The organism is Leclercia sp. Colony189 (assembly GCF_009740165.1).
Lineage (GTDB): Bacteria > Pseudomonadota > Gammaproteobacteria > Enterobacterales > Enterobacteriaceae > Enterobacter.
Genome location: NZ_CP046557.1, coordinates 1,286,520 through 1,301,210 on the forward strand (window position 1 = coordinate 1,286,520; position 14,691 = coordinate 1,301,210).

The following is a 14,691-nucleotide window of genomic DNA, read 5'->3' on the forward strand; positions in this document are numbered from 1 at the left end:
GTTCGTGCCATAAGGGTTTTTTAGGCCGGGTAAGGCGTTGCCGCCACCCGGCATTGAGGCACAGTTTCAGACCGCAGTGGTTTTGTAGGCCGGGTAAGGCGTAGCCGCCACCCGGCGTTTTTTTACCGCCGTCCCAGCGGCACCACCAGCGGCGTGCCCGCCACCGGGTCGTCGATGATCATGCAGCGCATCCCGTAGATCCGCTCGATCAGATCCGGGGTGACGATCGCTTTCGGTGCCCCCTCCGCCACAATCTTGCCGTCGCGCAGGGCAATCAGATGGGTGGCATAGCGGCACGCCTGGTTCAGATCGTGCAGCACCGCCGCCAGGGTAAAGCCCTGGGTGCGGTTGAGGTCGCTCAGCAGCTCCAGCAGATCGATCTGATGGCTGATATCCAGCCAGGTGGTCGGCTCATCCAGCAGCATGATCGACGTCTCCTGGGCCAGCACCATCGCAATCCACGCCCGCTGGCGCTGCCCGCCGGAGAGGGTATCCACGCTCTGCGCCGCCAGGTCGGTAATACCGGTGGCCTGCATCGCTTTGGTTACCGCCGCCTCATCCTCTTTACGCCAGCGGGTAAACAGCGGCTGGTGCGGATAGCGCCCGCGCGCCACCAGCTCCTGGACGGTAATATCCCCCGGCGTAGTGGCGTTTTGCGCCAGCAACCCGACCCGGCGCGCCACCTCTTTGCTGGCGAAGCGCTGGATCTGCTCCCCATCGAGATAAACGCTGCCGTGCAGCGGCGTCATCAGACGGCTCAGGGTACGTAAGAGCGTCGATTTCCCGCAGCCGTTGGGGCCGATAATGGCGGTAAAGTGGCCGTCGGGGATCGCCACCTGCAGATCCTCGGCCACGATTTTCTTACCGTAGCCAAGGGTCAGATTGTCGCCGCGCAAGCGGGTCAGATTGGCACTCATTTCTTGCGGGACTCCTGAACAAGCAAGACGATGAGGTAGATGCCGCCCAGGCTGACGGTCACCACCCCCACCGGAAGTTGATAGGGCATAAACAGCCGTTGGGCGCAGAGATCTGCCGCCAGCAGCAAAAGCGATCCGCACAGCGCCGACTGGGTTAATCCCCAGCGGGCGGTGCCGCTCAGGCGGCAGGCAATGTGCGGCGCCACCAGCGCAATAAAGGAGATCGGCCCGGCGATGGCGGTGGCCGCGGCGGTTAACACCACCGCCACCAGCATCAGCATCAGGCGCGAACGCTCGACGCTCACCCCCAGCGCACAGGCGCTGTCATCGCCCATCTCCAGCAGCCGCATGCGCTTCACCAGCAACAGGGCGCAGACAAACATCAGCAGGATCAGCGGGGCGGCGGGCAGGGTTTTGGCCCACGTCAGGCCGTTAAGCGACCCGGCGAACCACAGCCCGGCAGAGAGCGAGGTCTCCAGCGACGCCTGTAGCAGCAGCCAGGTATTAAAGGCCATCAGCATGGCGCGCATGCCGATGCCGATGATGATCAGGCGGAAGGTCTCGATCCCGTCGCGCCAGGCAAGCGCCCAGACCACCAGCGAAGTGAGAATACCCCCCGCCATGGCCGCAAGCGTAATGGCCGTCAGGTGCTGGCCAAACAGCACCATCGCCACCAGCACGCCGCTCCAGGCGCCGGTGTTAAAGCCCATCACGTCCGGGCTGCCCAGCGGGTTGCGCATCAGCGACTGGAAAATAGCACCGCTGATCCCCAGCGCCGCGCCGACCAGCAGGGCCATCATCACCCTTGGCATTCGCCATTCCGTCACCACCATGGTGATATTGCGCGGCGCGCTGCCGGTGAGGGCGTTAAAGACCTGACTCATATCAAGCGTCACCGCGCCGCTTTGCAGGCTGACGATCGCCACGGCGAGACTCACCAGCACCAGCAGCAGGCAGCTGAACACTAAACGACGGGAAGGGGCCATCACACTCCACCTCCGCGCTTGCGACGCACCAGGAAGATCAGCACCGGCGCGCCGATAAAGGCGCTGACCACGGATACCCGCAGCTCGCCCGGTACCAGAAGGCGACCGAGGATATCGGCAAACAGCAGCAGGGCAGGGGTGGCAAGCAGGGTCACCGGCAAGGACCAGCGGTGATCGGCCCCCACCAGCCAGCGGGCCATGTGCGGCATCATCAGGCCGATAAAGGCGATGGGGCCCACTACCGCCGTGGCGCTCCCGCACAATACGGTGATGGTCAGTAATCCCAGCAGCTGGGTGCGCGCCACCCGGCTGCCGAGGGCGGTAGCGGTGTCGCTGCCAAGGCTCAGGCTGTTGAGCGCCCGGCTTAACAGCAGCGCCACGGCGGCGGCGATCAGCACCGGTACGCTCACCACCTGCAACGTTTGCAGGGTGCGGATATCCAGGGAGCCCGCCTGCCAGAAGCGCAGCTGGTCGTAAACGTCGGGGTTGAGGAGAGCGATGCCGTTGGAGAGCCCCTCCAGCACCGCGCCGAGCGCCACGCCCGCGAGCGTCAGGCGCACCGGGCTGAGCTGGCCGCCGCCCTGGCTGCCGGTAAAGGCCACCAGCAGGGAGGCGGCAAAGGCGCCGCACAGCGCCATCACCAGCTGTTCGCCGGGAGAGGAGAAGCCAAACAGCGCCGCGCCCAGCACGATGGCGAAGCTCGCCCCGGCGTTAACGCCGAGAATACCGGGGTCGGCCAGCGGGTTGCGGGTCAGAGTCTGCATCAACGCCCCGGCGAGGCCGAGGGCAGCACCGGCCAGCAGGCCGGCCAGGGTGCGCGGCAGGCGGGCATCCCGCACGATGGTGCAGTCGGCGGTTTGACAGGTGGCGGAGAGGGCATCCACCACCACCGAAAAGGGCAGCGGTTTGGCGCCCACCAACAGGCTGAGGGCAATCGCCAGCGTGAGCAGTAACAGTAAGCCGGGCACGGCAACGGCCCGTGACGCGGAAAGGGAGTACGACATAGCTACGTCCATGATTTGATAATGATAGTAATTATCGTTATCTATCTTATTTAGCTATGTTAGCATGTGCGGCCATGGAATTGGTACAAAAGAAACCATTAAGGCTTTGTAATGACCCGACAATCCTGGCTGCTCAATCTGAGTTTGCTGAAGACCCATCCGGCGTTTCGTGCTGTTTTTATTGCCCGTTTTATCTCTATTTTATCCCTTGGCCTGCTCGGTGTGGCCGTCCCGGTACAAATCCAGATGATGACCCACTCCAGCTGGCTGGTGGGGCTCTCCGTTACCCTCACCGGCGGGGCGATGTTTATCGGCCTGATGGTGGGCGGGGTGCTGGCGGATCGCTACGAGCGTAAGAAGCTGATTCTGCTGGCGCGGGGCACCTGCGGGGTGGGCTTTGTCGGTCTCTGTCTGAACGCGCTGCTGCCGGAGCCGTCGTTAATCGCCATCTATGCCCTCGGCCTGTGGGATGGCTTTTTTGCATCATTAGGGGTGACGGCGCTGCTGGCGGCGACACCTGCGCTGGTGGGGCGTGAGAACCTGATGCAGGCGGGGGCCATCACCATGCTCACCGTGCGTCTGGGATCGGTGATCTCGCCGATGGTCGGCGGCCTGCTGCTCGGCACCGGTAACGTGGCCTGGAACTACGGCCTGGCGGCGGCGGGCACCTTTATCACCACCTTAACCCTGCTGCGGCTGCCGCTGCTGCCGCCTCCGCCCCAGCCGCGCGAGCATCCGCTTAAGTCGCTGCTGGCGGCGATCCGCTTTCTGTTCAGCAATCCGCTGATCGGTGGCATCGCCCTGTTGGGCGGGCTGCTGACGATGGCGAGCGCGGTGCGGGTGCTCTATCCGGCGCTGGCGATTACGTGGCAGATGAGCGTGTCACAGATTGGTCTGCTCTATGCTGCCATCCCGCTGGGTGCAGCCTTTGGCGCCCTCACCAGCGGCAATCTGGCGCAGAGTGCCCGTCCGGGGCTGATTATGCTGCTGGCGACCCTGGCCTCGTTTATCGCCATCGGCTTCTTCAGCCTGATGCCGGTCTGGGCGCTGGGGGTGATCTGCCTGGCGCTGTTTGGCTGGCTGAGCGCGGTGAGTTCGCTGCTGCAGTACACCCTGATCCAGACCCAGACCCCGGAGGCGATGCTCGGGCGGATCAACGGCTTGTGGACGGCGCAAAACGTTACCGGCGATGCGATTGGTGCCGCCATTCTCGGCGGGCTGGGGGCGATCATGACCCCGGTAGCCGCGGCGAGCAGCAGCGGGTTTGTGCTGGCGATAGTGGGGGCGATATTGCTGGTGGTGCTGGCGGAGCTACGTCGGTTTCGGCAGGAGATTGCCACGGTTTAACGCGGTGGAATGTGCCGGGTGGCGGCTACGCCTTACCCGGCCTACAAAACCTACACCGGCACGAACCGTAGGCCCGGTAAGCGCAGCGCCACCGGGCATCAGGCCGCACGGTACAACACCCCCACCCCCCCGAACCGTAGGCCCGGTAAGCGCAGCGCCACCGGGCATCAACATGCACGACTATTTAAACAAGGCCTCTAACCGCTCCAGCACCCGGGTGGCGCTGAAATAATCCAGACGGAAGGTCTCCGTCCCCAGCGCCCAGACGCGTTTGTTTTGCACCGCCGGCAGATGGGCCAGCAGCGGGTTGGCGTAGATCGCATCCACATCCTTCCCATCCCCGGCAAACAGGAACAGCCCTTCGCCGTTCAGACCGGCGGCCAGGTTTTCACCCCCTAACTGCACAATGTCGTGGCGCTTGCCCTGGCTCTGGGACGGATTCAGCCCGGCGGGCAGGGGGGCAAGGGTGAAGCCGAGCTGTTGCAGCAGCTTGCCCTGCGCCGACTCGGTGGTCCAGAGGTTGGCGCTGTGGGCGGCAGCGGTGTAGACGATGGCATTCACCGGCTGCGGCGGCAGCTTCATCTGCTGCTTCACCCGGGCGAGCTGCTTATCAAACTCCGCAATCCGCGCTGCGGCCTGCTGCTCCTGGCCTGTAATCGTGCCCAGCTGGGTCAGCAGCGCCTGCCAGCTTTTATCGTCGTAATTGATGATAAGCGTCGGGGCGATGGCGGAGAGCTGATCGTAGAGCGCGACGGCGGAATCGCCCCCGGTGGCGCTAATGAGGATCAAATCCGGCATCTGGGCGGCCACCGCTTCTGCGCTCGGCTCGCCGATGTAGAGCCGCGCCAGCTTACGCTCTTTCGCGATATCACCCCACTGGCGCAAAAAGCCCTGATCGTCTGCCACCCGGTTATTCGGGGTGGTGGCGCCGCTGGCAACCACCGGGGCGTCAATGGCCAGCAGGGAGCCGGTGAGGGTCACGCTGGTGGAGACAATCCGCGTCGGTTTGCTCTCAAGGGTGTGCGTTCCGCGGCTGTCCGTCACCTGACGCGGCCAGTCCGCGGCGACGGCTGAGGTTAATCCTGAAAATAAAAGGCTGATAAAAAGCAGGGTGTTACGGCAAAAGGCGGGCAGTTTCACTAAGGGGCATCCTGTTTTTGTTGAAGTTAATGCTTCTCATTTTCATGAATTAGCCGAAGGGATGCAAGCGATAGTCGCATAAGTTACACGCTGGGCTGTTGACACCATTGCGCTCTGGGATTAGGTTAGCCAGCGAAAATATAAATGATAATAATTCTTACTGCTTTTATCATTTCAGGAGGATGATATGGATACGTCACTGGCTGAGGATGTTCAGCACACCGCGACCCGGCTGCAAAAAGAGAGCTTCTTCTTTATGTCGCCCTATCGCAGTTTTACCACCTCTGGCTGCTTTGCCCGTTTTTCCACTCCCGCCGTTGGCGGCGACGATCCGGCAAGCCCATTCCAGCAGCAGCTGAAACAGGCCTTTGCCAATGCTAAAGCCGCTGGCATCAGCAACCCGGTGATGGTAGGGGCTATCCCCTTTGATACCCGCCAGCCGTCATCGCTGTTTATCCCGGAGCTGTGGCAATCATTTGCCCGCCCGGCGCGTCAGCAGTCTGCCCGCTATGCCGCCCGAACCTCACCGCTGACGGTCAAATCCCGCACCGAGATCCCGGCCCAGTTAGCCTTTGAAGAGATGGTGGCCCGCGCCGCCGCTTTGACCGCCACTCCGCGGGTTAATAAAGTGGTGCTCTCCCGCCTGATCGACATTGCAACGGCAGAGAAGATTGACAGCAGCGCGCTGCTGGAAAAACTGATCGCCCAGAACCCGGCCAGCTTTAATTTCCACGTCCCACTGGAGGATGGCGGGGTGCTGCTCGGCGCCAGCCCGGAGCTGCTGCTGCGTAAAGAGGGGGCGCACTTCAGCTCCCTGCCGCTGGCAGGCTCGGCTCGTCGTCAGCCGGATGACATGCTCGATCGCGAGGCGGGCAACAAGCTGCTGGCCTCGGAAAAAGATCGCCACGAACATGAGCTGGTCACCCAGGCGATGAAGGCGGTGCTGGCCCCGCGCAGCCATCGGCTGACCATGCCCGCCTCGCCGCAGCTCATCACCACCCCGACCCTGTGGCATCTGGCGACCCCGGTGGAAGGCGAGGCGCGTGAAGATGAGAACGCCCTGACCCTGGCCTGCCTGCTGCACCCGACCCCGGCATTGAGCGGCTTCCCGCACCAGGCGGCGAAGGAGCTGATTGCCGAGCTGGAGCCGTTCGACCGCGAGCTGTTCGGCGGCATCGTCGGCTGGTGCGACAGCGAAGGCAACGGCGAGTGGGTGGTCACCATCCGCTGCGCGCGTATTCAGGCCAACAGCGTACGTCTGTTTGCCGGTGCCGGGATTGTTCCGGCCTCTTCCCCGGTGGCCGAATGGCGTGAAACCGGCGTGAAGCTGACCACCATGCTCAACGTTTTTGGTTTGCATTAAGGATTAATCATGACCCTTCCCTTTACCCGCTGGCCCGACGAATTTGCCCGCCGCTATCGTGAAAAAGGTTACTGGCAGGATCTGCCCCTGACGGACATTCTCACCCGCCACGGCGACAGCGACGCGTGGGCGTTAGTCGACGGCGAACGCCGCATCACGTACCGCCAGTTCCAGCAGTCCGTCAATAACCTGGCGTCGGCGTTGCAGGCGCAGGGCGTTCAGCGGGGTGAAACCGCCCTGGTGCAGCTGGGCAACGTCGCCGAGTTCTACATCACCTTTTTCGCCCTGTTGCAGGTGGGCGTGGCCCCGGTTAATGCGCTCTTCAGCCATCAGCGCAGCGAGCTGAACGCCTACGCCAGCCAGATTGAACCCGCGCTGCTGATTGCCGATCGTGCTCACGGTCTCTTTGCTGGCGACGACTTCCTCAACACCTTTATGGAACAGCACCGTTCCGTGCGCACGGTGCTGCTGCGTGGAGACGGGCTGGAGGCAGCGATTGCCCGCCCGGCGGAACATTTTATCGCCACTCCGACCCCGGCGGACGAAGTGGCGTTCTTCCAGCTTTCCGGCGGCAGCACCGGCACGCCGAAGCTGATCCCGCGCACCCACAACGACTATTACTACAGCATTCGTCGCAGCAACGAGATCTGCGGCATTACCGCGGATACCCGTTACCTGAACGCACTCCCGGCGGCGCATAACTTCGCGATGAGTTCCCCCGGCTCGCTGGGGGTCTTTATGGCCGGAGGCTGCGTGGTGCTGGCGAACGATCCGAGCGCCACGCTCTGCTTCCCGCTAATCGAACAACATCAGATCACCGTCACCTCGCTGGTGCCGCCTGCGGTCAGCCTGTGGTTACAGGCTATCAGCGAGGGGGCGGGCAATGCGCAGCTGGCATCCCTGCAACTGTTGCAGGTGGGCGGGGCGCGACTCTCCGCCACCCTGGCCGCCCGTATTCCGGCTGAGATCGGCTGTCAGCTCCAGCAGGTGTTTGGCATGGCCGAAGGGCTGGTGAACTACACCGCGCTGGATGATACGCCGGAGCGCATTATCAATACCCAGGGTCGCCCGATGTGCCCGGATGACGAAGTGTGGGTGGCCGATGAGCACGGTAATCCGCTGCCGCGCGGCGAGGTGGGGCGCCTGATGACCCGCGGGCCGTACACCTTCCGCGGCTACTACAAGAGCCCGGAGCACAACGCCAGCGCCTTCGATGAGAACGGCTTTTACTGCTCCGGGGATCTGATCGCCATTGACGAGCAGGGCTACATCACCGTGCAGGGGCGTGAGAAAGATCAGATTAACCGCGGCGGTGAAAAAATTGCCGCCGAAGAGGTGGAAAACCTGCTCCTGCGCCACGAGGCGGTGATCCACGCCGCGCTGGTCAGCATGGAAGACAGCCTGCTGGGCGAGAAGAGCTGCGCGTATCTGGTGGTGAAACAGCCCCTGCGAGCGGTGGAGGTGCGCCGCTTCCTGCGCGAGCAGGGCGTCGCCGAATTTAAGCTGCCGGATCGCGTCGAGTGCCTGGAGGCACTGCCGCTGACGCCGGTAGGGAAAGTCGATAAAAAACAATTACGCCTGTGGCTGGTCGAACGGGCCCGGGGCTGAGGAGCAAGACGATGGCAATTCCAAAATTAACCGGTTACGCGCTGCCGGGCGCGGCAGATCTGCCGACCAATAAAGTGAGCTGGACGATGGAGCCCGCGCGCGCCGCGCTGCTGATCCACGATATGCAGGAGTATTTCCTCAACTTCTGGGGCGAGAACTGCCCGATGATGGCGCAGGTGGTGGCGAACATCGCCCGGCTGCGTGACTACTGCAAACAGCAGGGGATCCCGGTCTACTACACCGCCCAGCCGAAAGAGCAGAGCGATGAGGACCGCGCCCTGCTGAACGACATGTGGGGGCCGGGCCTGACCCGCTCGCCGGAGCAGCAGCGCATCGTGGCTGAACTGACGCCGGACGAAGCCGACACCGTGCTGGTGAAGTGGCGCTACAGCGCGTTTCACCGCTCGCCGCTGGAGCAGATGCTTAAAGAGAGCGGCCGCGATCAGCTCATCATCACCGGCGTGTACGCCCATATCGGCTGCATGACCACCGCCACCGACGCCTTTATGCGCGACATTCAGCCGTTCTTCGTCGCCGATGCGCTGGCGGACTTCACCCGGGACGAGCACCTGATGTCGCTCAACTATGTGGCCGGTCGCTCCGGGCGCGTGGTGACTACCGACGAGCTGCTGCCCTCGCTGCCAGCCAGCAAAGCGGCGCTGCGCGAGCTCATCCTGCCTCTGCTGGATGAGTCCGACGAGCCGATGGATGATGAAAACCTGATCGACTACGGGCTGGATTCGGTGCGGATGATGGCCCTGGCGGCACGCTGGCGCAAAGTGCACGGCGATATCGACTTTGTGATGTTGGCGAAAAACCCTACCCTTGATGCCTGGTGGGCGCTGCTCTCCCGCGAGGTGAAATGATGCTGGATTTCACGGGTAAAACCGTCTGGGTGACCGGGGCCGGAAAAGGCATCGGTTACGCCACGGCCCGGGCGTTTGCGGCGGCGGGCGCGGAGGTGACGGGCTTTGATGTCGCCTTCCCGCAGGCGGAATATCCCTTTGCCACCGAAGTGCTGGACGTGGCGGATGCGCAGCAGGTCAACGCGGTTTGCGGGCGTCTGCTGGCGAGCCTCGAGCGGCTTGATGTGCTGGTGAATGCCGCCGGTATTTTACGCATGGGCGCCACCGACCAGCTCTCACAGGCGGACTGGCAGCAGACCTTTGCGGTCAACGTCGGTGGAGCGTTCAACCTGTTCCAGCAGACGATGGGCCAGTTCCGTCGTCAGCAGGGTGGGGCGATTGTCACCGTGGCCTCCGACGCGGCCCATACGCCACGCATCGGCATGAGCGCTTACGGCGCCTCGAAAGCGGCGCTGAAAAGTCTGGCGCTCACCGTCGGCCTGGAGCTGGCGGGGAGCGGCGTGCGCTCTAACCTGGTCTCGCCGGGCTCCACCGATACCGACATGCAGCGCACCCTGTGGAAAAGCGACGATGCCGAGCAGCAGCGTATTCGCGGGTTTGGCGAGCAGTTCAAGCTCGGCATTCCGCTGGGTAAAATCGCCCGCCCAGAGGAGATCGCCAGCACCGTGCTGTTCCTCGCCTCCGACCACGCCAGCCACATCACGTTGCAGGATATCGTGGTGGACGGCGGCTCCACGCTGGGGGCCTAGATGATCTGGAAACGTCATTTATCGCTGGAGGCGCTGAACGCTACCAGCCTGAATACGATGGTGGCGCATCTGGGGATCGTCTACACCCGGCTGGAGGATGACACCCTGGAGGCCGAGATGCCGGTGGATACGCGCACTCATCAGCCGTTTGGTTTACTGCACGGCGGCGCGTCGGCGGCGCTGGCGGAGACCCTGGGGTCGATGGCTGGCTTCCTGATGACCCGCGACGGGCAGAGCGTGGTGGGCACGGAACTGAACGCCACCCATCACCGGGCGGTGTCGCAGGGCAAGGTGCGCGGGGTGTGTCAGCCGCTGCACCTCGGGCGCACCAGCCAGAGCTGGGAGATTGTGGTGTTTGACGAGCAGGGACGGCGCTGCTGTACCTGCCGGTTGAGTACGATGGTGTTGGGGTAGAGCGTGCGGCTGTGTGCCGGGTGGCGCTGCGCTTACCCGGCCTACGGTTCGATGCGGCTGTTTGCCGGGTGGCATTTCAGCGCTGAGCCCTGTTTTAATTAAGGTCCTCCGCCGCGGGACGGGGTGAAAGTGATCGGCTTAACAATGTTATGTAAATGACTGGTTGGATGTCTGTTTTTACGTGTGGTTGAGTTGTTAAATCTTAAGCGAGTGTTATAGATACAAAATGTAACATCTCACTTCTGCGATGATGGAAACCATATCATGAATAACTCAGGGAAATACCTCATATGGGCAGGGCTCTCCGTGGTGGGTGCCTTTGCGCTGGGCTATATCGCCCTCAACCGCGGTGAACAGATCAATGCGCTGTGGATAGTCGTCGCAGCGGTCTGTATCTATCTGATTGCCTACCGTTTTTACGGCAAGTTTATTGCCCATAACGTCCTCTCGGTTGACCCGACGCGCATGACGCCAGCGGTGCGCCATAACGACGGGCTGGACTATGTGCCAACCGATAAAAAAGTGCTGTTCGGTCACCACTTTGCCGCTATCGCCGGGGCCGGGCCGCTGGTGGGGCCCGTGCTGGCCGCGCAGATGGGCTACCTGCCCGGGATGATCTGGATCCTCGCCGGGGTGGTGCTGGCAGGCGCAGTGCAGGACTTTATGGTGCTGTTCGTCTCCACCCGCCGCGACGGGCGTTCCCTCGGCGAGCTGGTAAAAGAGGAGATGGGCCCGACCGCCGGGGTGATTGCGCTGGTGGCCTGCTTTATGATCATGGTGATCATCCTTGCGGTGCTGGCGATGATCGTGGTGAAAGCCCTGACCCACAGCCCGTGGGGGACATATACCGTCGCCTTTACCATTCCGCTGGCAATTTTTATGGGGATCTACATCCGCTACCTGCGCCCGGGGCGCATCGGCGAAGTGTCGGTGATTGGCCTGGTCTTCCTGGTCTTCGCCATTATCTCCGGCGGCTGGGTGGCCGAGAGCCCAACCTGGGCGCCATACTTTGACTATACCGGCGTACAGCTGACCTGGATGCTGGTGGGCTATGGCTTTGTAGCGGCGGTGCTGCCGGTGTGGCTGCTGCTGGCTCCGCGCGATTACCTCTCCACCTTCCTGAAAATCGGCACCATTGTTGGCCTGGCGATTGGCATTCTGATCATGCGCCCGACCCTGACCATGCCGGCGGTGACGAAGTTTATTGATGGCACAGGTCCGGTCTGGTCCGGCAATATGTTCCCGTTCCTGTTTATCACCATCGCCTGTGGCGCGGTCTCTGGCTTCCATGCCCTGATCGCCTCCGGCACCACGCCGAAGATGCTGGCGAATGAAAACCAGGCCTGCTTTATCGGCTACGGCGGCATGCTGATGGAGTCCTTCGTTGCCATTATGGCGCTGGTCTCCGCCTGCATTATCGATCCGGGCGTCTACTTTGCGATGAACAGCCCGATTGCGGTGCTGGCGCCTGCCGGTACGGCGGACGTGGTGGCCTCTGCGGCCCAGGTGGTCAGCGGCTGGGGCTTTAGCATTACCCCGGATACTCTCTCTCAGATTGCCAACGAGGTGGGCGAGCAGTCGATTATCTCCCGCGCGGGCGGTGCGCCGACCCTGGCGGTGGGCATGGCCTACATTCTGCACGGCGCGCTGGGCGGTCTGATGGATGTGTCGTTCTGGTATCACTTCGCCATCCTCTTCGAAGCGCTCTTTATCCTGACGGCGGTGGATGCCGGGACACGTGCGGCGCGCTTTATGCTGCAGGATCTGCTGGGGGTGATCTCCCCCGGCCTCAAACGCACCGAATCGCTGCCTGCGAACCTGCTGGCGACGGCGCTCTGCGTCCTGGCGTGGGGTTATTTCCTGCATCAGGGGGTGGTCGATCCGCTGGGCGGCATCAACACCCTGTGGCCGCTGTTCGGTATCGCTAACCAGATGCTGGCCGGTATGGCGCTGATGCTCTGCGCGGTGGTGCTGTTCAAGATGAAACGTCAGCGTTACGCCTGGGTCGCCCTGGTGCCAACCGCCTGGCTGCTGATCTGTACCCTGACCGCAGGCTGGCAGAAAGCCTTCAGCAGCGATGCCAAAGTGGGCTTCCTGGCCATCGCCAACAAGTTCCAGGCGATGATCGACAGCGGCAAGATCCCGGCGCAGTATACCGAGTCCCAGCTCTCGCAGCTGGTCTTTAACAACCGTCTGGATGCCGGGCTGACCATCTTCTTTATGGTGGTGGTTGTGGTGCTGGCGCTCTATTCTCTGAAGACCGCGCTGGCCGCCCTGAAACAGGACAAACCTACCGCGAAAGAGACGCCGTATGAGCCGATGCCGGCCAACTATGAAGAGATTGTGACCCAGGCGAAAGGGGCGCATTAACCTGTGTGCCGGGTGGCGCTAGCGCTTACCCGGCCTACCTTTTTTGTGAGAGAAGAGCGATGTTCGATACCCTGTCAAAAGCCGGTAAATATTTAGGGCAGGCCGCAAAAATGATGATCGGCGTGCCGGACTACGACAACTATGTCGAGCATATGCGCGTCAACCATCCTGACCAGACGCCGATGACCTACGAGGCGTTTTTCCGCGATCGCCAGGATGCCCGCTACGGCGGTAAAGGCGGCGCGAAGTGCTGTTAACCCTCTTTCGGTAAGTAGAGGCTGATCTGCTCCTGCTTACAGCCATAAATGGCCGCCAGCTTTTCGCGGGTGCGTTTTTGCGGGCGGGAATCCACGGCTTCCAGCTGTGATACGGCGGACTGGCTGATGCCCAGCTTGTCGGCCACCTCCTGCTGGGACAGGCCGCGGTAGATGCGCCAGGCCGCCTGCAGGCTGACATTTTCGCTATGCATTATGTTGCAGACCTCTCCCGGCAAGCCAACACTATCGTAGATATCTGATTCGTAAGGAATGTCTTCCCATTCGCTTTCATCGTCGTCATCCTGCTCCAGCATGGCTAAGCGCATGCGAAGATAGTCCCTGTACGGAATGACGGCATATTGCGTTTTTCCCTCTTCATCCTTAATCAACTGCACAGTCATATTCCATCTGCTCCTCATGAAGATAGGTGGTTGTTGTTCGACGCTTAACGGATACCACATAACAGGTATCACTTTGCTGATTCTCAAGGGTGTAGATGACCCTGTAATCACCCACCCGCAATCGATGGTGGTTTTCGGGTGAGGACAATTTTTTAATATCCGCCACGGGAGCGGCGTGGTCATCCAGACTCGCCAGCCTGCGTGCAATGCGCCAGCGATAGCGGGGATCGATTTTCGCTAACTGTTTCTCCGCGGTTTTTGACCAGACAATCTTCATCCGTACCTCCACTATACGCCCACACGAAATATAAGGAAATAATAAGACTATTAGATAAATTCCGAATGTCTTATGGGGTACTGTAGGGCGAGGGGGAGAGCGGAAAAAGCGGCAAAAGTGAGTTTGTCGAGGCGGGTCGAAAACGCCTCTGCCGGACGACAGAGGCTAACATCCAAACTGCGAGCAGGCGTCAGGCGTTCAGCCCGCCGTCCACATCCAGCCCGGTGCCGGAGATCTGCCCGGCGGCGGGGCTGGCAAGGAAGGTCACCGCGGCGGCGACATCCTCTGGCTGACCATAGTGCCCGAGGGCAATAAGCTGACGCTGGGAGGCGGCCTGATCGCCATCTTCCGGGTTCATGTCACTGTTGGTTGGGCCAGGGTGAACCAGGTTGACGGTGATCCCGCGCGGGCCGAGATCGCGCGCCAGCCCGCGGGTCAGGGAGTTGAGCGCCGATTTGGTCATGGAGTAAACGGCGATGCCGGGCTGGGCAACGCGGTTCGCCAGACAACTGCCGATGTTGATGATGCGCCCGCCGTCGGACATGTGAACCAGCGCCTCCTGAATGGCGATCACCACCCCGCGAATATTGACGTTGATCAGGGCATCAATGTCCGCGAGGGTCATCGTCTCCAGCGGACCACCGCGCGCAATCCCGGCATTGTTCACCAGGATATCCAGCCCGCCGAGGCTGCGCGCCGCCTGGGTGACGGCATCCTGAATCGCCTGAGCGCTGGCGCTGTCCGCCTGGATCGCCTCGGCGCGCCGCCCCAGCGCGCGGATCTCATCCGCGACGGCCTGGGCTTTATCGGCGGATTTCTCATAGGTGATAACGACATCGGCGCCGGCGCGTGCCAGGGAGAGCGCAATGGCACGGCCTAACCCACGACTGGCACCGGTTACCAGCGCCTTTTTACCTGTTAAGTCGATCTGCATGATGACCTCGTTACGAGAGTGGTGATGATCATCATTAGGTATAGAGGGCCAGTTCCCG

At 62.1% G+C, this 14,691-nt stretch carries 15 protein-coding genes; 8 read left to right on the forward strand and 7 right to left on the reverse strand.

What is annotated here, in order from left to right:
* Positions 1-122: 122 nt before the first annotated feature.
* From fepC to fepD, 3 genes are read right to left on the reverse strand one after another with little or no spacing between them, the layout of a single operon-like run.
* Positions 123-917 carry an iron-enterobactin ABC transporter ATP-binding protein gene (gene fepC / locus GNG29_RS06020; RefSeq protein ID WP_103178623.1) on the reverse strand — a complete coding sequence of 265 codons (795 nt, stop codon included), beginning with the start codon at positions 915-917 and terminating at the stop codon, positions 123-125.
* Positions 914-1,903 carry an iron-enterobactin ABC transporter permease gene (gene fepG, locus GNG29_RS06025; RefSeq protein ID WP_156654071.1) on the reverse strand — a complete coding sequence of 330 codons (990 nt, stop codon included), beginning with the start codon at positions 1,901-1,903 and terminating at the stop codon, positions 914-916. Before fepG ends, fepC begins: the two co-directional genes overlap by 4 nt.
* The gene (gene fepD / locus GNG29_RS06030; RefSeq protein WP_156654072.1) at positions 1,903-2,907 is read right to left on the reverse strand and encodes a Fe(3+)-siderophore ABC transporter permease; all 1,005 of its coding nucleotides are present in this window, start codon (positions 2,905-2,907) and stop codon (positions 1,903-1,905) included. The genes fepG and fepD overlap by 1 nt, the downstream gene beginning before the upstream one ends.
* Positions 2,908-3,018: 111 nt before the next feature.
* Between fepD and entS the strand changes: the two genes are divergently transcribed.
* Complete coding sequence (gene entS, locus GNG29_RS06035) at positions 3,019-4,254, forward strand: enterobactin transporter EntS (RefSeq protein ID WP_156654073.1); 1,236 nt, start codon at positions 3,019-3,021, stop codon at positions 4,252-4,254.
* 180 nt (positions 4,255-4,434) lie between these two features.
* Here entS and fepB read toward each other — a convergent pair whose 3' ends face one another.
* Positions 4,435-5,394: a Fe2+-enterobactin ABC transporter substrate-binding protein gene (fepB, locus tag GNG29_RS06040; protein WP_156654074.1), complete on the reverse strand. Its 960-nt coding sequence runs from the start codon at positions 5,392-5,394 to the stop codon at positions 4,435-4,437.
* A 187-nt stretch (positions 5,395-5,581) separates the two neighbouring features.
* Between fepB and entC the strand changes: the two genes are divergently transcribed.
* The 7 genes from entC to GNG29_RS06075 all read left to right on the forward strand — a co-directional run bounded on the left by entC (position 5,582) and on the right by GNG29_RS06075 (position 13,021).
* On the forward strand, positions 5,582-6,757 hold the full coding sequence (entC, locus tag GNG29_RS06045) for an isochorismate synthase EntC (protein ID WP_156654075.1): 1,176 nt from the start codon (positions 5,582-5,584) through the stop codon (positions 6,755-6,757).
* A 9-nt stretch (positions 6,758-6,766) separates the two neighbouring features.
* Positions 6,767-8,365, forward strand: a complete 1,599-nt coding sequence (entE, locus tag GNG29_RS06050; protein WP_103178630.1) for a (2,3-dihydroxybenzoyl)adenylate synthase EntE — start codon at positions 6,767-6,769, stop codon at positions 8,363-8,365.
* A gap of 11 nt (positions 8,366-8,376) precedes the next feature.
* Positions 8,377-9,231, forward strand: a complete 855-nt coding sequence (locus GNG29_RS06055) for an isochorismatase (protein ID WP_103178631.1) — start codon at positions 8,377-8,379, stop codon at positions 9,229-9,231.
* Entirely contained in the window at positions 9,228-9,980 is a 753-nt protein-coding gene (gene entA, locus GNG29_RS06060; RefSeq protein ID WP_197431833.1) for a 2,3-dihydro-2,3-dihydroxybenzoate dehydrogenase EntA, read from the forward strand. The genes GNG29_RS06055 and entA overlap by 4 nt, the downstream gene beginning before the upstream one ends.
* On the forward strand, positions 9,981-10,394 hold the full coding sequence (gene entH, locus GNG29_RS06065; RefSeq protein ID WP_156654076.1) for a proofreading thioesterase EntH: 414 nt from the start codon (positions 9,981-9,983) through the stop codon (positions 10,392-10,394).
* Between the two features lie 264 nt (positions 10,395-10,658).
* Positions 10,659-12,764, forward strand: a complete 2,106-nt coding sequence (gene cstA, locus GNG29_RS06070) for a pyruvate/proton symporter CstA (protein ID WP_156654077.1) — start codon at positions 10,659-10,661, stop codon at positions 12,762-12,764.
* Positions 12,765-12,823: 59 nt separating this feature from the next.
* Positions 12,824-13,021, forward strand: a complete 198-nt coding sequence (locus GNG29_RS06075) for a YbdD/YjiX family protein (protein ID WP_014169079.1) — start codon at positions 12,824-12,826, stop codon at positions 13,019-13,021.
* On the opposite strand, the gene GNG29_RS06080 is transcribed toward GNG29_RS06075, so the two are convergent.
* The 3 genes from GNG29_RS06080 to GNG29_RS06090 form a co-directional block, all read right to left on the reverse strand.
* A complete protein-coding gene (locus tag GNG29_RS06080) occupies positions 13,018-13,422 on the reverse strand; it encodes a helix-turn-helix domain-containing protein (RefSeq protein WP_103178634.1) in 405 nt (134 codons plus the stop codon). The genes GNG29_RS06075 and GNG29_RS06080 overlap by 4 nt on opposite strands.
* Positions 13,403-13,699 carry a type II toxin-antitoxin system RelE/ParE family toxin gene (locus GNG29_RS06085; RefSeq protein WP_103178635.1) on the reverse strand — a complete coding sequence of 99 codons (297 nt, stop codon included), beginning with the start codon at positions 13,697-13,699 and terminating at the stop codon, positions 13,403-13,405. The genes GNG29_RS06080 and GNG29_RS06085 overlap by 20 nt, the downstream gene beginning before the upstream one ends.
* Positions 13,700-13,889: 190 nt before the next feature.
* A complete protein-coding gene (locus GNG29_RS06090; RefSeq protein ID WP_103178636.1) occupies positions 13,890-14,633 on the reverse strand; it encodes an SDR family NAD(P)-dependent oxidoreductase in 744 nt (247 codons plus the stop codon).
* Between the last annotated feature and the right edge of the window lie 58 nt (positions 14,634-14,691).